Raw genomic sequence first — 19,876 nt, 5'->3', positions numbered from 1 at the left:
ACCTCTGGGCGGCGTCATAGCCGCCCTTCTTTTCTGACGTTGTTGCCTTGCCTATGCCTATACATTTACTGATTGTCGATGCTCTGAACCTAATCCGCCGCATTCATGCAGTGCAGGGCTCCCCTTGCGTCAACGCTTGCAAGCATGCGCTTCAGCAGTTGATTCAACACAGCCAGCCCACCCATGCCGTGGCGGTGTTCGACGAAGACGACCGTAGCGAGAGTTGGCGCCATCAAATTCTGCCCGATTACAAAGCCGGACGCTCGCCAATGCCGGAAAACCTGCATCAGGAAATGCCGCAGCTGCGCGAAGCGTTTGCCGAGCTTGGGGTGGCCAGTTGGCATTCCGCAGGCAATGAGGCGGACGATCTGGCTGCGACTCTGACGGCCAAAATTGCCGCTGGCGGCCACCAAGTGACGATTGTCTCCACCGACAAAGGCTACTGCCAACTACTGGCACCCAGCGTACAGATCCGTGACTACTTCCAGAAACGCTGGTTGGATATGCCGTTTGTGCAGCAAGAGTTTGGCGTGTTACCGCAACAGCTCACAGATTATTGGGGGTTGGCAGGGATTGGTAGCAGCAAGATCCCAGGCGTTGCCGGTATCGGGCCAAAAACGGCAGTATTGCTGCTACAACAGATGGGCAGCCTGGATGGTCTGTATCAACACCTGGAGCAGGTGCCGGAGAAGTGGCAGGGCAAGCTGTTAGAGCACCGCGAGCTGGCCTATATCAGCAAGCAGGTCGCCACCCTACGTACCGATCTGACGCTGGATGGCAATCTGCAACAGTTACGTTTGCCAACAAAGTAAGGGCGCTGCCAGTAGCAACGCCCATATGCCTTACTCGCGCTCGTCGCGGCGGCCGGGAATAGCCGACCACATGCGGCGCACGTGTACGGTGATCTCTTCACGATCGTGGTACAGCTGCTTGGCGTGGATCTCTGCGCTAATCCCCTCGTTGGCCAAGGCTTCGTGGATACTTTGCAGGTTCTGCGCCACCTCTTCGTAGCGCTTCTTCATCGGCAGCTTCAGGTTAAAGATCGCCTCACGGCACCAGCCTTTGAGCAACCATTGGATCATCAAGCTGGTCACTTTTGCCGGTTTCTCCACCATATCGCACACCACCCAGTAGTTTTTGCTGGTGGTCGGTTCAAAGCGGAAGCCGTCGACACGATGATGGGTCACCTGCCCGGTATCCATCAGGCTCTGGGCCATCGGGCCGTTGTCCACCGAATGCACCATCATGCTGCGTTTGACCAACTGATAGGTCCAGCCGCCAGGGCAAGCCCCCAGATCGACCGCAAACATCCCGCTACCTAAACGCTCGTCCCATTCGTCTGCCGGAATGAAAACGTGGAAAGCCTCTTCCAGTTTCAGCGTAGAACGGCTTGGTGCATCGGACGGGAACTTCAGCCGTGGGATCCCCATATAGAACGGGGAGTTGTTGTTGCTGTAGGAATACCCCACGTAGCAACAGCCCGGCGCGATAAAGAACACGTGAACCACTGGACGAGAGGGATTCTCACGCGCCATCAGCACTTTCTGCTCACGCAATGCGCCGCGTAGCGGCACAGTCAGCTTGCGGCAGAACTTCAGCAGCTCTTTGCTTTCGTTGGTATCCGGCACTTCTACCCGTAATTCACCGCCGCGGTCGACCACGCCCATCAGCATGCCGACAATCGGTGAAACCCGATCTTCCGGCGGCAAATCACGCAGCAGTTCTCCCACCACCAACATCTGGCGGGCAAAGATCAGCTCACGGAACGGGATTTCTTTCGCCAGGCGATCGGCATCGTCCGGCTGATAGCATTCAAACAGCACATAGCCGCTGTTGTCTTTAACCCTGGCAAAGCCGAACACTTCCAACTGGGCGGCCTTGTCGGTAATTTCCGCCGCGCACTCTTTCTCAAAGCCTTGGCGGCAGTACAACGCGATCTTATTCATGGCGCTCGGCCTTTTTCCTCAGACGCAAAGCGCCAATCAACATCAATGCCCAACCGATCAGGAAGCAGGTCCCGCCCACTGGCGTGACATAAACCCAAACCTTTTGGTGAGACAGCGCCAGACAGTACAGGCTGCCGCTGAACAACACGGTGCCGAGCGCCAACAGCGCTCCGCTCCAGTAAAACCACAGGCTGACCCGACGCTGCATGGCGACGGCCAGCCCCAGGATGGCCAGAGTATGGAACCCCTGGTAATCAAGCCCGGTGCGGATCCAGGCCATTTCATTGACCCCAAGCGCACTACTCAATACGTGCGCACCAAACGCGCCCAGAGCAACGTAGACAAAACCACTGATAGCAGCAAAAATCAGCATAGAACGGCTACTCATCATTATTCACCTTAATCGAGATTAACCAGCCACAACGTCACCGCAACTGGCCCTATTGTTCATAGCGAAAGCGGAACTTCTCCTGTTCGCTGGCCGCACGCGCCAAGATCCATTGGCGAAAGGCGGCTATTTTACCCAGTTCTGCCTGGCTGTCATGACATACCAGATAAAAAGCGTTTTTACTTACCAGCACATCGTTAAACGGGCAGACCAACCGACCGGCTTCAATCTCGGTTTGCGCCATCACGTTATTCACCAGCGCAATCCCCTGGCCGTGAACGGCCGCCTGAACCACCATGGCGCTATGGCTAAAGATTGGCCCTTGCTGCACGTTGATATGCTGTAACCCCAGTTGGCGGGTGTATGCCAGCCAGTCGCGGCGTGAAGTATCATGCAGAAGCGTATGATAAGCCAGATCGCCCGGCACTTTCAGTGCATGATCGCCCATTAACAGGCTGGGAGAGCAAACCGGCAGCAGATATTCCGCATACAAACGCTCGGTGCGTACTCCCGGCCAGTTGCCACGGCCATAAAAGATCGCCACATCAACGTCATCCGCCAACTTTTCTTCTTCGCGGTCAATAGCCTGGATACGCACATCGATCCCCGGATAAGCTGAGTTAAAACTGGAAAGACGGGGTACCAGCCACTGAATGGCGAAACTGGGCGGCAGGCTGACGGTTAAAGCCCCCTTGGCACTGCGTGCCTGAAGCTTGCGTGTTGCCTCATTGATCGAAGAGAAGATCTCTTTGATATCCAGGTAATAACTCTGCCCCTCTTCCGTCAGCAGCAGCGAACGGTTACGCCGTCGAAACAGTTTCAGCCCCAGGAAATCCTCCAGAGACTTGATCTGATGGCTGACTGCGGCCTGGGTAACAAACAGCTCCTCTGCCGCCTTGGTAAAGCTCAAATGGCGGGCTGCCGCGTCAAAAACCCGCAGAGCATTAAGAGGAGGGAGACGTTTAGACATGAATTAACCCTTTTGTATTGCAAACTGCGGCGTTGTCGGCTGAATGCGCCTTTACCGCCGCCTGGCTGTGCCGAACAGGGATGTTCAAATGCCGCGAGCGCAAGGATACGCCTAAGCGGCCAATCTGCAATTCATCGGCTTTAGTTACATTTATGTAACAAATGGCCGCCGGGTTTCGCAAACGAGATCAGGCTGCACGATACATAACGCCACTAGCCCATCCGCATGGACTATTGCCATTAGTTTTTTTAATCCGAGCCATTATAAATTGTCCGTTGAGCATGCGCCAGTAAATACCTATAGTGGCGACACTTCCTGGGCCGGAACGAAAAGGGATTGGGTGTCGAGGACGCCGATGAACTTTTGGCTTGTGGTTGTGATGTTGTGTTTGCAATTTGTCCGCCAATTCGGACATGGTAGCTAGGCTACTGTTTTTCACTTCCTGTACATTTACCCTGTCTGTCCATAGTGATTTTATGCAGCACCGCCAACTTCGCGGTGCTTTTTTTTGCCTGAAACTTACTGTTTTATCTGAAAATTACTGATTACCTTCAACCATTTCCTTCACGTCGGCACGGTTAATCTGCTGCTGAACGCCGTTGGCGTCTTTGTAACTGATCATCCCGGTATCGTCATCCACCTTGGGTTTGCCATCGGCAACAATGGTGCGTCCATCGCTGGTATGCATGACGTAGTTGCTTGAGCAGGCTGCCAGGGTAAACGTGAGCATCAGGGCAGAGATAACTGCGGCTGTCTTGTTCATTTGTGACTCCTTGTAGATAAAAATGCTGTAAAACTCACTTCTGTTATTTAAGGAACTCATTAGCGCGCCAATATTCAGCATAACAAACTTTCGTCAGATTTCCAGGAAACGGCGACAATTGATCGGGATAACTTGTCTCTGACACTAAAATAGGACAGGATCAATGGCTGACAAAGCCACTGATAATCAGCCGATGAAGCCTTTTGAGCCTACCTTGTTCCGCAGCCAGTTCCCGGCCCTTCAACAGGCAGGAATTTATCTGGACAGTGCCGCTACCGCGCTAAAACCGCAGGCGGTGATCGACGCCACGCAGCAGTTTTACAGCGCAGATGCCGCCACCGTACACCGTAGCCAACATCGTGCGGCGCAGGATTTGACCCAGCGCTTTGAACAGGCACGCCAGCAGGTCGCCACCTTGATTAATGCCCCCTGTGCGGACGATATCGTTTGGACCCGTGGCACCACGGAAGCCATCAATCTGGTCGCGCAGAGCTATGCTCGCCCACGCCTGCAACCTGGGGATCAGATCCTGGTTAGCGAGGCGGAGCATCATGCCAACCTGATCCCGTGGTTGATGGTGGCAGAACAGACCGGTGCCGAAGTGGTGAAGCTGCCGCTTGGCCCCGATCGCCTGCCAGATTTGACGCTGCTCCCTACCCTATTGTGCGAGAAAACCCGCATTCTGGCCTTGGGGCAAATGTCCAACGTCACGGGAGGCTGCCCGGATATCGCGCTGGCTATCGAGTTGGCTCATGCGGTGAACGCAGTAGTGATGATCGATGGCGCACAGGGCATTGTGCATTGCCCTGCCGACGTTCAGCGGCTCGATATCGATTTCTACGCCTTCTCAGCGCATAAACTCTATGGCCCAACTGGCATTGGTGCGTTGTATGGCAAAACCGCGTTGCTGGCCCAAATGGGGCCGTGGCAAGGCGGGGGGAAAATGCTGACACAGGCTTCTTTCAGCGGCTTTACGCCACAAAAACCGCCGCACTGTTTTGAAGCCGGTACGCCAAATATTGCCGGAGTGCTGGGGCTGGGTGCCGCGTTGAGCTGGCTGGAAACGCAGGATATGGCCGCCGCCGAGCAATACAGCCGCGCTCTGGCGCAAAATGCCGAACAGCGTTTGCAGCAGTTACCCGGATTTCGCAGCTTCCGCAGTTCCGGCTCCAGCCTGCTGGCCTTTGATATCGCCGGGATCCACCACAGCGATATCGTCACCCTGTTAGCCGAACAGAACATCGCGGTCCGCGCGGGCCAGCACTGCGCCCAACCCTTGATCGCCGCATTAGGGGTCAGCGGAACGTTACGTGCGTCATTTGCGCCTTATAATACGCCGCAAGATGTCGATGCTCTGGTGCTGGCGTTAACTAACGCCATCGAATTACTGGCGGAATAAGATGCAAAACGGAGAACCGATGCTTGCCCCTCACCCTTTTGGCCGTGAAATCACCGCCGAGACGCTGATAGCAACCTTCAGCGCGCTAAAACAGTGGGAAGACCGTTACCGCCAACTGATCATGCTGGCGAAACGCTTACCATCGCTGGCGGACGACCTGCGGCAAACGGAGATGGAACTGAGCGGTTGCGAGAACCGGGTCTGGTTGGGGCACCAGTTGTTGGCTGATGGAACACTGCATTTTTATGGCGACAGCGAAGGACGTATTGTGCGTGGCTTGCTGGCGATCCTGCTAACCACAGTCGAAGGTAAAACGCCGCAGCAGGTATTAGCTACCGATCCCCTGGCCTTGTTTGATAGCTTGGCGCTGCGTGCCCAGCTCAGCGCCACCCGAGCTAGCGGCCTGGCTGCATTGGCAGCCAGGATTCACGCCATCGCTGCCAGCTATGCCTGACGTGCCGCCTTTGCCACCATCTTCTTCAACGCGTGGGAGACGGCAATAAAACCAAAGGTCGCGGTGACCATGGTCGCTGCGCCAAAACCCACGCTGCAATCCATTCTCTTCGGCCCCTCTGCGGTACTGCGTGAGGCACATACTGAACCATCCGGCTGCGGATACACCAGCGGCTCAGTGGAGAAGACGCAGTCGATCCCCAGCTTGCCTTTGCTGTTTTTCACTACGTTAAAATCGTTCTTCAACCTTTCACGCAGCTTGGCTGCCAGCGGATCCTGGATGGTTTTGGCCAGATCGGCCACGGCGATCTGCGTAGGATCGATCTGCCCACCGGCACCGCCGGTAGTCACCACCGGGATCTTGAAGCGGCGGCAATAGGCTAACAACGCCGCTTTGGGTCGCACGCTGTCAATAGCATCAATCACATAGCTGAAATTATGGTTCAACAGCTCGGCGACGTTGTCCGGGGTAATAAAATCATCCACGCAGGTCACCCGGCATTCCGGGTTGATCGCCAGGATCCGTTCCGCCATCACTTCGGTTTTCGACTGGCCAACGTGCTGGCGCAAAGCATGGATCTGCCGGTTGGTGTTGGTGACGCATACGTCATCCATGTCGATCAGCGTGATCGCACCAATGCCGGTTCGTGCCAGCGCTTCTGCCGCCCATGAACCGACACCGCCAATGCCGATCACACAAACGTGTGCCTGGGCAAACAGGGCCAATGCCGGCTGGCCGTACAGGCGCGCCGTGCCGCCAAAACGCTGTAGATAGGCCTCTGAATAGGCTGTACTCATTTCGCTTTACTTACCTTGGTTGCAAATAGTCAGGGCCGGAAGATCCGGCCCTGCGCGTCAAGCTATATACCGTCTTTCTCAGCGAGTCACCAACTGGGAACCACTCGAGGCGGTCAATGGTTGATTGGCGCTAAACAGCTGTGCCCCAGCGTTGCCGCCTTTCAATACCCAGACCCGGCCATAGTGATTATAGAACCCTGCCGAGTGACCGGCTTCTGGTCCAATCCCCTGGTACATGTCAAAGTGCTGACCCTTGATGGCACCACCCACGTCGAGGGCGACCATCAGGCGCATTTCATATTTTCCCGTGAACTTGCCCTTGTTGTCCAGTAATGGGACTTCTGTCAGCAGCGTAGTACCGGCAGGGATTAGGGAGCGATCGGAAGCCACGGAGGCTTTGGCAATCAGCGGCACCGCGCTGGCCCCTTTCACCGGAGCGAAAGGCACCGGATGGAAGAACACGAACGACGGGTTTTGCTCCAGCAGTTCGCGCACTTCGGCTTCGCTATGGTTATCCGCCCACTGGCGAATGGCCTGCATCGACATATCGGCCTTGGCCACTTCACCGCGATCGATCAGCACCTTGCCTATACTGCGGTAGGCGTGGCCATTCTTGCCGCTATAGCCAAAGAACACCAATGGCTGACCGTTGCCGAAATCGACATAGCCGCTGCCCTGCACTTCCATCATGAAGTTATCCATCAGGGAGTTGGTGTAAGCAATGATGTAACGGCTGTCCAGCGCCCCTGAATAGATACCGGCACGATCTGGCAGGCGACGCTTGCCTTTGGCTGGCATGCTGTACAGCGGGTAGCGGAATTCGCCCTGTTGGGTATAACGAGCCTGCAGCACTGGGGTGTAATAACCGGTTAACTGGACGTTGCCATAGCTATCGACGCCTTCCATCTGATAGGCGCTGAGGCCGAACTGGTTCAGTTGGCGCGTATCCGCCCCCGCCGCCATCCAGTTTTGCACCGCTTGATAGGTGGAGTTATTGCGGTTAAACAGCGACGGCGAAGCGTATTTAATCTCCATCAGCTGATTGGAGTAATCCTGGCCGTTGATCGGGGCGCCTCTGGCATTGGGGCGATCCACCAACTCCAGCGACTGATCCAGATGACCATCTTTATACTGCTGCCCCCGGTCGGTCGGTTTTGACGAACAACCGGCCAGTACCGCAATCACTACCCCACCGAGCAGGTATTTGCCCCAACGTCCTTTCATTGCACACTCTCTCAGACTGATATGTTCCATACCCAATGGATACGGGTAAACTGGCTGAACGATAACAAACGGCTATAGATAAAGGAATCGCTACCGCTAAAAATTCCCAGCCAGATGATTATGATGAAAAAAAACGCAAATTGTGGACTAATTCAGCATAAAAATGGCTTTCGATGAATTATATGCAAAAAGGGTTTGCAACAAAATGCCTGGAGAGTATAGTGCGCTTCCATCGGACGCGGGGTGGAGCAGCCTGGTAGCTCGTCGGGCTCATAACCCGAAGGTCGTCGGTTCAAATCCGGCCTCCGCAACCAACCGATACTGTGTTAACGGTATCAAAAACAGGTTGGATTCGATGAAAGAAAAGGTATTATACGGACGCGGGGTGGAGCAGCCTGGTAGCTCGTCGGGCTCATAACCCGAAGGTCGTCGGTTCAAATCCGGCCCCCGCAACCAACCGATACGGCAATAGCAGTATCCTATGAAGGGTTGGTTCGATAATATCAGTATCAAGACGGACGCGGGGTGGAGCAGCCCGGTAGCTCGTCGGGCTCATAACCCGAAGGTCGTCAGTTCAAATCTGGCCCCCGCAACCAATCTTGATAACATCAGACAAGCACCTTAACGGGTGTTTTTTTGTATCTGAATTTCCCCTACCTTGCTAATCAACCACACTGCCCCTCCTTGGGCTACGCCTGGTTTAACGCCGTGCCAATGCGCCACCGTTGGCGAAATAGGCTTTGATCCCAGCCAGAATAGATTGCGCCACCTGCTGCTGAAAATGGCTGGTGCGCAGCTTGCGTTCTTCTTCCAGATTGCTGATAAATGCCGTTTCCACCAGGATCGACGGAATATCCGGGGCCTTCAATACGGCAAAGCCAGCCTGATCGACACGATTCTTGTGCAGACGGTTAATTTTACCCATCCGGTGCAGCACTTCCTTACCGAACTTCAAACTGTCATTGACGGTAGCGGTCTGCAATAGATCGAACATGGTGTGATCCAGGTAGCGATCGCCACTCTTGCTGACTCCACCAATGTCGTCTGCGGCGTTCTGGGTTTGCGCCAGAAACTTGGCGGCATTGCTGGTTGCTCCTTTGGTCGAAAGCGCAAACACCGAGGAACCGCGGGCCGCACGGTTGCTGAAGGCATCGGCATGGATCGAAACAAACAGATCGGCCCGCTGCTTACGAGCTTTGGCTACGCGCACTTTTAATGGGATAAACACGTCTTCATTGCGCGTCATAAACACTTTCATGTTGGGTTCGCGTTTGATCAACGCACTGAGGCGACGGGCAATCTGCAGCACGATGTCTTTTTCACGGGTTTTGTTTTTGCCAATAGCCCCCGGATCTTCACCGCCGTGTCCAGGATCCAGCATAATCACAATCGGCCGATCGCGCCCAGCCTTACCGGCCTGAGGTGCTTCTGCCGGTAACGTCCGCTCCAGATCGCCCTTGTTGTAATCTTCCAGTAACGCCAACAGCGGATCATACTCTTCACCGCTGCCCCCCTTGGTAGGATAAAGATCCATCACCAGGCGGTTGCGGTATTCGGAGACGGGTGTCAGGGTAAACATATTTGGGCTGACGCTTTGCTTGAGTTCCAGCACCAGCCTGACGGTATTCTTGTCAAACTGGCCGACCCGCGCCTGTTTCAGATAGGGATCTTCTTTGCGCACCTGCCCGGCGATACCTTTGAGCACGCTATTTAGCTGTACCCCTTCCACATCCACCACGATGCGCTCTGGATTGGTCAGGGCAAACTGTTTGTATTTCAGTGGAACATTAGATTCCAGCGTGACTCGGGTATAGGTCGAGGAAGGCCAGACACGGACGGCAATCACATGAGAAGCAGCGGCGAAACCAACGCGACTCACACTCAGCAACCAGGTTGCGGCACCCCCCTGCAACAAACGACGGCGGCCCGGATTGTGATTAGAGTTAGGCATGCGGCTCCGGTAAAAATAACGATTAAAAAAACAGCAAAAAAAAACAATGGCAAAAACTTTACCCAATCCATTCACTGCTGTCATCAGAAAATCTTTTTATGATCTTTCAATTTATTAATCAGTTAGCGCATTTGTCAGAAAAATCGTGCTCATTTCCTACTTGCCTTTGGCGCAATAAAAGAATAAAAATACAAAAATACCGTATAAATATGCAAATGAGGTCTTGCCGTGAAGGAACGTAGTACAGAGCTGGTGCAAGGATTCCGTCACTCAGTTCCCTATATCAATACTCACCGTGGCAAGACCTTTGTCGTCATGCTGGGTGGCGAAGCTATTGAACATGAAAACTTTTCCAGTATCGTCAACGATATCGGGCTGTTACATAGCCTGGGCATTCGTCTGGTGGTGGTCTACGGTGCGCGGCCGCAGATTGACAACAATCTGGCGCAGCATAACTACGAGCCGATTTACCATAAGCATACCCGGGTGACCGACGCCCATACGCTAGAGTTGGTCAAACAGGCCGCTGGCTTGTTACAGCTGGATATTACCGCACGGCTTTCCATGAGCCTGAATAACACCCCATTGCAAGGGGCGCACATCAACGTAGTGAGCGGCAACTTTATTATCGCTCAACCGCTGGGCGTGGATGACGGCGTCGATTATTGCCACAGCGGCCGTATCCGCCGTATTGATGAAGAAGCCATTCATCGCCAACTAGACAGTAAGGCTATCGTGCTGATTGGTCCGGTGGCGGTATCGGTGACCGGTGAAAGCTTTAACCTGACCTCGGAAGAAGTCGCCACCCAGTTGGCAATCAAGCTGAAGGCCGAGAAAATGATCGGTTTCTGTTCATCACAAGGGGTGACCGATGCGGAAGGCAATATTCTTTCCGAACTGTTCCCCAACGATGCACAAAAGCGTATCGAGCAGTTGGAAGAGGCAGGTGACTACCATTCCGGCACCGTGCGCTTCCTGCGCGGCGCGGTAAAGGCCTGCCGCAGCGGAGTACGCCGCAGCCACCTGATCAGCTACCAGGAGGATGGTGCACTGGTACAGGAGCTGTTTTCACGCGACGGTATTGGTACCCAAATCGTCATGGAGAGTGCCGAACAGGTACGCCGGGCGACCATCAATGATATCGGTGGGATACTTGAGCTGATCCGCCCATTGGAGCAGCAAGGGATTTTAGTCCGCCGTTCGCGCGAGCAGTTGGAAATGGAGATCGACAAGTTCACGATTATCGAACGCGATAACCTGACCATCGCCTGCGCGGCGCTCTACCCGTTCCCGGAAGAGAAGATTGGTGAGATGGCCTGCGTGGCGGTACATCCGGATTACCGCAGCTCGTCGCGGGGCGAGATGCTGCTGCAGCGGGTAGAAAGCCAGGCGCGCCAGATGGGGCTACAGAAGCTGTTTGTGTTGACCACACGCAGTATCCACTGGTTCCAGGAACGCGGCTTCACTCCGGCCGAAGTCGACGTGCTGCCGATGCAGAAACAGGCTTTATATAACTACCAGCGCCGCTCGAAGATCCTGTTGGCCGATCTTTGACTTACCCTGGCTAACCCATTGTTATCATGACGGGCGCAGCGTGCTGCGCCCCCTCGTTGTTACTTCCCGATCTGCAAGCGTTCGGCCAACCCGCTGCGGCGCTGCGTGGGGGTGCGGATAGCGCTTACCAACACCTTGTCTACCGCATATAGCGAAAGCCGCTGGCGTGCACGTGTAATGGCGGTATAAACCAGTTCGCGGGTCAGCACCGGCAGAAAATGATTCGGCAACACTAGTGCCGTATGGTCGAACTCCGACCCCTGTGATTTATGTACCGTCATCGCATAGGCGGTTTCATGCGCCGGTAAGCGGCTAGGCTGTACCGATTTAATGCTGCCGTCCGGTAATTGGAAATGCACGCGCAGATCGCCGCCCTCACCGGGTAAGGCAATGCCAATATCGCCGTTAAACAACCCCAGCGCGCTATCGTTGCGGCCAATCATCACCGGCCGCCCTAAATACCAACGCCCGGCGGGGCCAGGATTACGCCGAATCAAACCGGCACGCTGCAGCCCGCTTTCGATACGCTCATTCAGCCCGGCAACGCCAAATGGCCCTTCGCGCAGTGCGCAAAGCAACTGGAAGCGGCCAAAGGCATCCAGGATCGTCACGGCCCCCGCCCCTTCTGCCACCAGCCGCAGATAGTCGCGATAACCGGCAACGCAGCTATCCAGTAGCCGTTGATAATCTTCGGTTTCTGCCAGCGGGTAACCCGCTACGTCGGCATAGCTGCCGTTCAACGCTGCCAGGGCACGCTTGCTATCGCCAGCATTCACCGCCAAAGCCAACTGGCCAATGCCGGATTTGGCATCAAACCGGTAACTCTTGCGCAGTAGGCACAGGCTATCGCGCACCGCTGCCTCGGCCTCCGCTGGCTGCCCTTGCACGGGGCAACCGGTCAGACGCGCCAACTGTGCCGCACGGGCTTCGCTATATCCCTGCTCGGCAAACCGGCAGATATCCCCCAGCACGGCTCCAGCCTCCACCGAGGCCAGTTGATCGCGATCGCCCAGGAAGATGACTCGCGCCTTGGGGGGCAAGGCAGCAATCAACCTTGCCATCATGGGCAAATCCACCATCGAAGCTTCATCCACTACCAGCACATCCAGATGCAGCGGGTTCCCCCGGTGATAACGCATGCGCTGACTGTTTGGCTGGGCCCCCAGCAAGCGGTGTAACGTCGCCGCTTCCGTAGGGAATAGAGCCCGTTGCTCCGGGGTTAGATCCAACTGACGGCTAGCGCTTCCCAGGGATTCGGTTAGACGAGCCGCTGCTTTACCGGTAGGCGCAGCAAGTTGAATCCGCAGACGCTCCCCGTCCGCCAACTGCACCAGTGCCGCCAACAGCTTGGCAACGGTGGTCGTTTTGCCGGTGCCGGGGCCGCCGGAAATAATCGCGATGCGGCGCGTGGCGGCTACCGCTGCGGCAATTTTTTGCCAGTCGGGTTCGTCCGTAGCCACGCCAAATAACCGATCGAGAATGGTGCGTAGCTGCGCCTCTTCAAGTTCCTCTGGCACACTGTCGCTACTGATAAAAGTGGCGACGTCACCTTCGCTCTGCCACATGCGCTGCAGATACAGCCGCTGCTGTTGCAGGACCATCGGCGTTGCCGTACTGCCATCGCTAACCGCAGGCGATCTCGCCAGACGCTGTTGCCAACTCGCCACGTCCGGTTGCCCGCAGGCCTGCCAGGCAGCCAGGGCCAACTCAGGCTGGCGGCCATCAAACAGATTTTCCGGCAATAGCTGTTCGAGCAACAGACAAACGTGGCCCGCACCGGCCTCCGAGCTCAGGCAGGCGGCGGCCAGCAGGATATCCGGTTCATCATCGTTGGCAACCACCTGGGCAAATTGCACGTCCAGCGGTCGCAAGGCGCCCAGAGCCAACGCCTGATGCAAAATCTCAATCATTGCCCATCCTCAACGTTGGCCGTTTCACCGCTAAACAGGCGATCCATTCCTTCAACCAGAGCATACTCCGGACGACAGGCAAAAATACCGTTGCCCTCATGCTCGGCATCTACCCCGCGTAAAAACAGATAAATCACCCCGCCAAAATGGCGCTGGTAATCGTAATCCGCCAGGCGATGCCCCAGATAGCGGTGCAGCGCCAAGGTATAGAGTTGGTATTGCAAATCGTAGCGGTGTTCCGCCATCGCCCGCGCCATCGCCTCTTGGGTATAGGCGCTGCTGTCTTCGCCCAGCCAGTTGGATTTGTAATCCAGCAGGTAGTATTTACCCTGCCAGCAGAATACCAGATCGATAAAGCCTTTCAGCATGCCCTGAACCTGTTGGAAATCCAGCGCCGGGCAGCCAGCAGAAAGGGGATCGTAGCGTTTTACCAACTCATCCAGTTGCTGCGCTTGCAGCAGGCCACCGATCGGCAGATAGAACTGTAATTCTGCCTGCCTGGCTCCCGACGGTAAGGCGGATAGCGCGACGCCGCTGCTATTAAGCGGCGCATTCAGCAGCACGTGCATCCAGCCGGATAATACCGGCAACCAATGCTCCTCCAGCCCTTGGTGTTGCAACTGCTCCAGCAGCCACTGCTCATCTAGCGGTTGGGTAAAATCCAGCTCCTCAAACAGGCTGTGGAGGAAAGTTCCAGGGGCCGCACCGCGCGGGAAAGTATGGGGAGTAAATGCGGGGGGTGTAACCGTATCGCCCTCACCAACGGCATCAACGTCCAGGTGCGGCAACAGCTCCTGCATCCGGCTTGAGCCATGCTGTTGCAAGCCGGTATAGCTGGTTACCCGCCAGAAGTCCTGCATCCTGCGTGGGAACTGCCTGGCCGCCAGTTCTGCAGCGGTTGCCGTCTGCGGCTGCCAGCTCTGTTCACCTGGCGCATCCACCAGCGACAGCGCAATGCCTTGGGTTGCCAACTGCTGCAGGCAGGTTTGCAGATAGGCCGCATCGCCCGCCTGCCCAGCCTGCACCAGATATCCCAGCGCACTGCGGTGCAAATCCGTATCGCCCTGTTTCTTGCGCGTACCGAGGAACAACGGCGCAATACCGATGCTGCAGTGATACACCGAACGTGTCAGCGCCACATACAGCAGGCGCAAATCCTCCGCCAAACGCTCCTCTTCCGCCCAGGCCACGCTTTCTTCGTTGGCATTAAGATCCAGCAGGGCTTTAAAGGTCTGGCGATCGTGGTATAGCACCTGCTGCTGTTGACGGAAATTCCCCACAAAAGGCAGCCACACCAGATCGAACTCTAACCCTTTCGACTTGTGGATAGTGATCACCTGCACCAGATGACGGTCGCTTTCCAGCCGCAGTTGCTGATTATCCGACTGGCGATTCGGCTGAGCAATCTGCTGCGCCAACCAACGTACCAGCGCATGTTCACCATCCAACTGCGCCGTGGCTTCCTGCAACAGCTCCCCCAGGTGCATAACATCGGTCAAACGGCGCTCGCCACCTGGGCTGGCCAGCAGGTTTTCAGCCAGATGCCGCTTGGCCATCACCTCACGCAGCATCGGTAACACGCCACGGCGAAGCCAGTGGCTACGGTATTCATCAAACTCGTTGACCAAATCATCCCAAGCGGACTCGTTATGGTTTAGCCCATCCAGCGTCAAGGCATCCAACCCCAATAGCCCGGTGGCCAAAGCGCAACGCAGGGTTCGCTCCTGTTCGGGAGCCAGCACCGCCTGTAGCAGCCACAGTAAATCTTTGGCTTCCGGCGTATCAAACACGCTGTCACGGTTGGAAAGATAAACCGAGGGGATGGCCAGCGCGCTGAGTGCGTCACGCACCAACGCCGCTTCGGCGCGGCTACGCACCAGAATGGTTATATCCGATGCCTGAACGTGACGGCGTTGCTCTCCTTTGACCAGCCAGGCTTCTCCGGCCTGCCCGGCACTCAGCCAATCGCGGATCTGGGCTGCGCACAAGCGCGCCATTAATTGTTGGTAATCACTTACTCCGGCCCCATCCCCGGGTTGCAACCAGAATTGCATGGCCGGTTGCGGTTTATTCTGCCACTCGAAGACCAGTTCCTGATTCTTCGCTGCGGCAGCCACCTCGATAAACGGGATTTGGCCAAACAGGAACGGCTTTTCCACCTGAGCAAACAGGCGGTTAACGCTGCCAACCATAGCCGGTGATGAGCGCCAGTTGGTCTCTAAGGTGTAGTGGGCACTTACCTCCGAGCGAGCCTTCATATAGGTAAAAATGTCTGCCCCACGGAAGGCGTAAATCGCTTGTTTTGGATCCCCAATCAGCAGCAGACCACACTCTTCCCGGCCAACATACAGTTTCTGGAAGATCCGGTACTGCTGTGGGTCGGTATCCTGAAACTCATCGATCATCGCCACCGGATAACGCTGACGGATCGCCAACGCCAATTGTTCACCACCGGCGCTTTGCAGTGCCGCATCCAGCCTGCTGAGCAGATCGTCAAAACCCAGTTCGGCACGCTGGCGTTTTTCCTGTTGAATAGAAAGGCGTATTTCACTCAGCGCCCGTGCCATGATCAGGTCACGCAGGGTCAAGGGTTCGGCAAATAGCTCATCAACCGCCACAAACAGCGGATGCCTCGGGGCTTCACCTTTTTTGGTTTTCTCCAGCAGCACCGATTGGCGGAACTTCTCCAGCTCTTTAGGTAACAGGTAATCTTCGGTTTCCTGGCCCGCCCATTCCCCGACCTTATTCAGCCAGTTGGGTAAATGTTTGCTGCTGTAGCTGCGTTTGTCGACGCCAGACTGACTGATAAGCGCTTCCAGATCCGCCGCCGATGCCTGCCATTGCGCCTTGAGGGCATCGATCCGCGCAACTATCTGTTCATGGCGCATCAGCACCGTTTCTTCATCTTTAGGGGGCTGACGCAGAGTGGGAGCTTCGCCATGCAGGTAGCCCGAGAGATCGCTCAACAAGGCCTCTGGGCCGCTCCACTCCTGACTAACCGCCCGGGCAACGCCCAGTGGCAATGGGTAGCAGTGACGCCGCCAAAAATCGGCGCAGGCCTGACGGCGCAACGGCAGTTCGTCCTGCACCAGCGTTTGTTCAAACAGAATGCCCGACTCGAATGCGTTGTGAGTGAGCATTCGCTGACAAAAACCGTGGATAGTGTAGATCGCCGCTTCGTCCATCTGGCGCTCGGCAGCCAGCAATTGCGCTGCGGCCTCTGGCAGATCGCCAATCTCCGCCATCAGCGCGGCAAACAGCGGGTCTGAGCTATGCCCACGTACGCAGGCAATGCGTAATGCGTGGATATTGCTGCGAATGCGACCCCGGAGTTCCTCTGTCGCCGCTTCGGTAAAGGTAACCACCAGGATCTCTTCTACCGTGAGCGGCCGTGGAAACGCCGCTGCCTGGCCTAAGCCAAGCAGCAAACGCAGATACAAAGCGCCGATAGTGAAGGTCTTCCCTGTCCCTGCCGAGGCTTCGATCAGCCGTTCACCAAACAGTGGCAACGTCAGTGGATCAAGCCGCTGAGGAACGCCTTTCGTCATGGCGTCGCCACTTTACGAGGCAGCGTTTTTTGCAGGGACGAGGCGTTAGGATAGGTCACCCAACCTTCACCCGGCGCAGCAAAGTCGGCTTTCTGCTGGCTGCTGCCACTCACCTGAGACAACAGTGCCAGACCCTGTGGCTTAATCACCGCCTGATGGAAGTAATCCGCCAGTTTGGCAGGCGTTAGAGTCTGCACCTGGGCGATCAGCTTTTCACGGGTATCAAAGGCGAAATTACCGCGATCGAAATCGCTACTGAAACGGCCCGCTTCTTCACCTAAGGTCTGTGGACGCTGTTGCAACTCATTGATCATGGCCTGTTTGTATTGGGCAAAATCGGCATCGCTCAATTCACGCAGGCGCTTTTCCGTCTTCGGATAGAAATCTTGATAGCGCTGGTAGAGATAGGCTGGCTGCTTACTGTTGCTTTGCAGCAGGAAACCGATGCCCCACTGGCGGCCAACCGGCATCGCAAAGGAGAACACCGCATAGCCGAGCTGCTCTTGGGTACGCAATTGGCTGTAGAACCAAGGTTGGATGATCTGCCCCAGCAATGAGCTATACGCCATGCTGGTCACTTCGTCATACCCCGTTGGGACATACACCGCCGCCAGCGCCGAATCGGTGCTGCTGCCAGGACGCTGCAGATTGGCAAACTGGTTTTTATCAATCACGACGTTTTCGCCGTGCCACCATTCCACACCGGTACAACCCAGGCTGTGCTTCAGTGAAGAGGCCAGCGTGTCCACCTGTTGCTTGCTCATATTACCCACTACCAGCAACTCCGGCGTGGCCCCGGCCATCAGGCTGTCGCGGTAAGCCAGCACGTCTTGCAACGTTATGGTTTTCAGCACTTCACGGCGTTCACTGCGCTCGGAGTAAGGCACGCGGGACAGCATCTGTACTGGCTGGATCGCCAGCTCAAAGGCTTTGCCCTTCTCGGCGGAATCCAACTGTTCCAGATACCAGGATTTCGCCTGTTCCAACTGCTCTTGCGTTGGAGTAAAGCTGGAGTAGCCTTCAATCAATGAGGTCAACAGCTGTGGCAAGCGCTGGGTGAAACCATTGGCGCTAAACATCAGGCCATTATTGGGCGCGGTAGAGAAGCTAATCCCGCCCACCGAAGCCTGATAGCTCAACTCATCGAGCGAGATCCCCGCCAGATAATCCATCAACGAGAACAGCACCTGATTACGCGCCGAATCCATGGTTTTGGCGTTACGCAAAGCTACCGTCACATCGGCCTTGGGTTCATCGGCAAAATAGCGGCTTGGCATATACAGCACCCGCAGCCCTGGCTGGTTCACCACCATTTCCGGTTTGGTAAACTCATGTGAGGGCTTGTTCAGGGTAAACTCATCCGGAATATAAGGGTTCAACCCCGGCAGAGAAAGCGCGATATCTTTACCCAACTGCTGCCATTTCGCGAAGCGTTCCGCGCTGATTTTCTCAACCTGATAAGGTGCATCAACAAAGTATGCCGTTTTGTTGTGCGGCTCATTCGGGCTGACAAACCAGATACGCGCATTTTGTGGCGTCATCTGGCTCAGGCGTTCAGCAATGGCTTTAGGATCGTAGCGATCGGCCAGGTACGGCGCATCCAGCGTATTCTCTACCGGTACGCGCAGCATGGTGTCCACCAGCCATTCGATATAATTCATGTCGCGGGTAATCGACGGGTAGCGGAAATCCAGATTCAGCACATGGGCGATCTCGTCAAAATAACTTTGTTTGATCCCTTCGCCCTGCAGCATTTTCAGATAGCTGAAGATCGCTGCCACCACCTTGTCACGCTCTGCCAGCCCCTTGTCGGTCAAGGAAACGCTGATTGAGAATACGCCGCCGTTGCGATCGACCATCGGGTCGGCACCCGCATTGATGGCATCTGCCAGCCCCTGCTTCTGCAGCCAGTCGGAAAGCGTATTGGTGCTGCGATTGCCAATCAGGTAGCTGATATAGGTATCGGTTTTGCTGCGGAACTCGGCGCTGTTGTTATCGATACGGAATTCGACCTTAAGCTGTTTACGTGGCTGCGCCGGAACATAATGAATAATGATGCCCTGCTGCTCCGAGGTGGCCGCCGGAACGGTGATCGGTGGCACTTTCGCATCGTGGTTAGGAATGCGGCCGAAGGTTTTGACCGCCAGCGCTCTCAGTTCAGGCAAGGATTGGTTGCTGTACAGCACGCCCTTCATCAGGTTGGCAGAATAGTAACGCTGATAGAAACCAACGAGTTCTTCATGCAGCTTGCTGCCTGGCTTGTCCTGCAAAGTCTCGAGGTTGCCGCCAGAAAAACGTGCGCTAGGGTGAGCCGGATTAAGGGTTTCTGCCCCAACCTGCGCCATGCGCATACCGTCACGGGAGCGCGCCATCGTTAACTCGGCATTCACCGCGTTGCGTTCACGGTCCGCGTTGCCGGGATCGAGAATGGGTTCGGCAATGGCATCGGCCATGCGGTCGACAGCCGGCTCTAAAGCGTCGTTTTCCACTTCCAGATAGTATGCGGTGCGATAAGACGCGGTGCTGGCATTGTGGCTACCACCGTGCTTTTTCAAAAACTCGGAGAGGTTTTCGGGTTCTGGATAGCGCTTGGAGCCCATCAGTACCATATGTTCCAGGTAGTGAGCCAGGCCAAGTTGGCTGTTGGGATCTTCCAGCGAGCCTACCGGCAGCGCCAGGGCAGCCAGTGACTTTGGTGCCAGCGAGTCAGACACCAGCAGCACGGTCATGCCGTTATCCAGCTTGATAGCCTGATATTCACGCGGATCGTGATCGCTTTTGTTGATCTTTTCCGCCAGCGGTTGCCAGCCTTGTGCGGCCCAACTTAACGGCGCCCAAAACATAACCAATAACATCAACCCGGTAATGCGGGTCAACAGTCTGCGCATATCCAAAATAAACCCCTGTTCTCTGGCTGTCACGCCAACTCCCTGACGGTGACAGCATGGTGCAAAATGACACAACCGGAAGCG

Annotated in this window: 14 protein-coding genes and 3 tRNA genes; 7 read left to right on the top strand and 10 right to left on the bottom strand. The window is 55.8% G+C overall.

The annotated features are described in order from the left end of the window. Window positions 1-53 precede the first annotated feature (53 nt). Entirely contained in the window at window positions 54-812 is a 759-nt protein-coding gene (gene xni, locus ACKWMY_RS20940; RefSeq protein WP_199061441.1) for a flap endonuclease Xni, read from the top strand. 30 nt (window positions 813-842) lie between these two features. Here xni and rlmM read toward each other — a convergent pair whose 3' ends face one another. From rlmM to ACKWMY_RS20920, 4 genes are all read right to left on the bottom strand, one after another. Beyond that, window positions 843-1,946, bottom strand: a complete 1,104-nt coding sequence (rlmM, locus tag ACKWMY_RS20935) for a 23S rRNA (cytidine(2498)-2'-O)-methyltransferase RlmM (RefSeq protein ID WP_024529488.1) — start codon at window positions 1,944-1,946, stop codon at window positions 843-845. Continuing rightward, a complete protein-coding gene (locus ACKWMY_RS20930; RefSeq protein WP_024484299.1) occupies window positions 1,939-2,334 on the bottom strand; it encodes a DUF423 domain-containing protein in 396 nt (131 codons plus the stop codon). Before ACKWMY_RS20930 ends, rlmM begins: the two co-directional genes overlap by 8 nt. Before the next feature lie 52 nt (window positions 2,335-2,386). After that, a complete protein-coding gene (locus ACKWMY_RS20925) occupies window positions 2,387-3,304 on the bottom strand; it encodes a transcriptional regulator GcvA (RefSeq protein WP_024484298.1) in 918 nt (305 codons plus the stop codon). A 538-nt stretch (window positions 3,305-3,842) separates the two neighbouring features. Next, entirely contained in the window at window positions 3,843-4,067 is a 225-nt protein-coding gene (locus tag ACKWMY_RS20920; protein WP_024529487.1) for a YgdI/YgdR family lipoprotein, read from the bottom strand. Between the two features lie 193 nt (window positions 4,068-4,260). Between ACKWMY_RS20920 and csdA the strand changes: the two genes are divergently transcribed. Both csdA and csdE read left to right on the top strand, forming a co-directional pair. Then, complete coding sequence (csdA, locus tag ACKWMY_RS20915; RefSeq protein WP_024529486.1) at window positions 4,261-5,466, top strand: cysteine desulfurase CsdA; 1,206 nt, start codon at window positions 4,261-4,263, stop codon at window positions 5,464-5,466. Between the two features lie 19 nt (window positions 5,467-5,485). Further along, on the top strand, window positions 5,486-5,920 hold the full coding sequence (gene csdE / locus ACKWMY_RS20910; RefSeq protein WP_199061509.1) for a cysteine desulfurase sulfur acceptor subunit CsdE: 435 nt from the start codon (window positions 5,486-5,488) through the stop codon (window positions 5,918-5,920). Here the strand turns inward: csdE and tcdA are convergent. Both tcdA and mltA read right to left on the bottom strand, forming a co-directional pair. After that, entirely contained in the window at window positions 5,911-6,717 is an 807-nt protein-coding gene (gene tcdA / locus ACKWMY_RS20905) for a tRNA cyclic N6-threonylcarbamoyladenosine(37) synthase TcdA (RefSeq protein WP_409486985.1), read from the bottom strand. The genes csdE and tcdA overlap by 10 nt on opposite strands. Before the next feature lie 78 nt (window positions 6,718-6,795). Continuing rightward, window positions 6,796-7,941: a murein transglycosylase A gene (gene mltA / locus ACKWMY_RS20900; RefSeq protein WP_074031362.1), complete on the bottom strand. Its 1,146-nt coding sequence runs from the start codon at window positions 7,939-7,941 to the stop codon at window positions 6,796-6,798. A 237-nt stretch (window positions 7,942-8,178) separates the two neighbouring features. On the opposite strand from mltA, the gene ACKWMY_RS20895 reads away from it, so the two are divergent. From ACKWMY_RS20895 to ACKWMY_RS20885, 3 genes are all read left to right on the top strand, one after another. Further along, window positions 8,179-8,255 (top strand) — tRNA-Met (locus ACKWMY_RS20895). A gap of 65 nt (window positions 8,256-8,320) precedes the next feature. Continuing rightward, a tRNA-Met gene (locus tag ACKWMY_RS20890) sits at window positions 8,321-8,397 on the top strand. 63 nt (window positions 8,398-8,460) lie between these two features. Beyond that, window positions 8,461-8,537 (top strand) — tRNA-Met (locus ACKWMY_RS20885). A gap of 104 nt (window positions 8,538-8,641) precedes the next feature. Here ACKWMY_RS20885 and amiC read toward each other — a convergent pair. Continuing rightward, entirely contained in the window at window positions 8,642-9,892 is a 1,251-nt protein-coding gene (gene amiC, locus ACKWMY_RS20880) for an N-acetylmuramoyl-L-alanine amidase AmiC (protein ID WP_409486984.1), read from the bottom strand. A 228-nt stretch (window positions 9,893-10,120) separates the two neighbouring features. On the opposite strand from amiC, the gene argA reads away from it, so the two are divergent. Next, window positions 10,121-11,446, top strand: coding sequence for an amino-acid N-acetyltransferase (argA, locus tag ACKWMY_RS20875; protein WP_024529481.1), 1,326 nt, complete (start codon window positions 10,121-10,123; stop codon window positions 11,444-11,446). Window positions 11,447-11,505: 59 nt separating this feature from the next. Here the strand turns inward: argA and recD are convergent, their stop codons facing one another. The 3 genes from recD to ptrA are packed head-to-tail and all read right to left on the bottom strand — an operon-like array spanning window position 11,506 to window position 19,792. Beyond that, the gene (gene recD / locus ACKWMY_RS20870; protein WP_409486983.1) at window positions 11,506-13,356 is read right to left on the bottom strand and encodes an exodeoxyribonuclease V subunit alpha; all 1,851 of its coding nucleotides are present in this window, start codon (window positions 13,354-13,356) and stop codon (window positions 11,506-11,508) included. Then, the gene (gene recB, locus ACKWMY_RS20865) at window positions 13,353-16,904 is read right to left on the bottom strand and encodes an exodeoxyribonuclease V subunit beta (RefSeq protein ID WP_409486982.1); all 3,552 of its coding nucleotides are present in this window, start codon (window positions 16,902-16,904) and stop codon (window positions 13,353-13,355) included. Before recB ends, recD begins: the two co-directional genes overlap by 4 nt. Next, complete coding sequence (gene ptrA / locus ACKWMY_RS20860; protein ID WP_199061511.1) at window positions 16,901-19,792, bottom strand: pitrilysin; 2,892 nt, start codon at window positions 19,790-19,792, stop codon at window positions 16,901-16,903. Before ptrA ends, recB begins: the two co-directional genes overlap by 4 nt. Window positions 19,793-19,876 lie beyond the last annotated feature (84 nt).

It is taken from the genome of Serratia sp. J2 (assembly GCF_046269175.1).
Lineage (GTDB): Bacteria > Pseudomonadota > Gammaproteobacteria > Enterobacterales > Enterobacteriaceae > Chania > Chania fonticola_C.
This window is presented reverse-complemented; position numbering and strand designations above follow the sequence as displayed.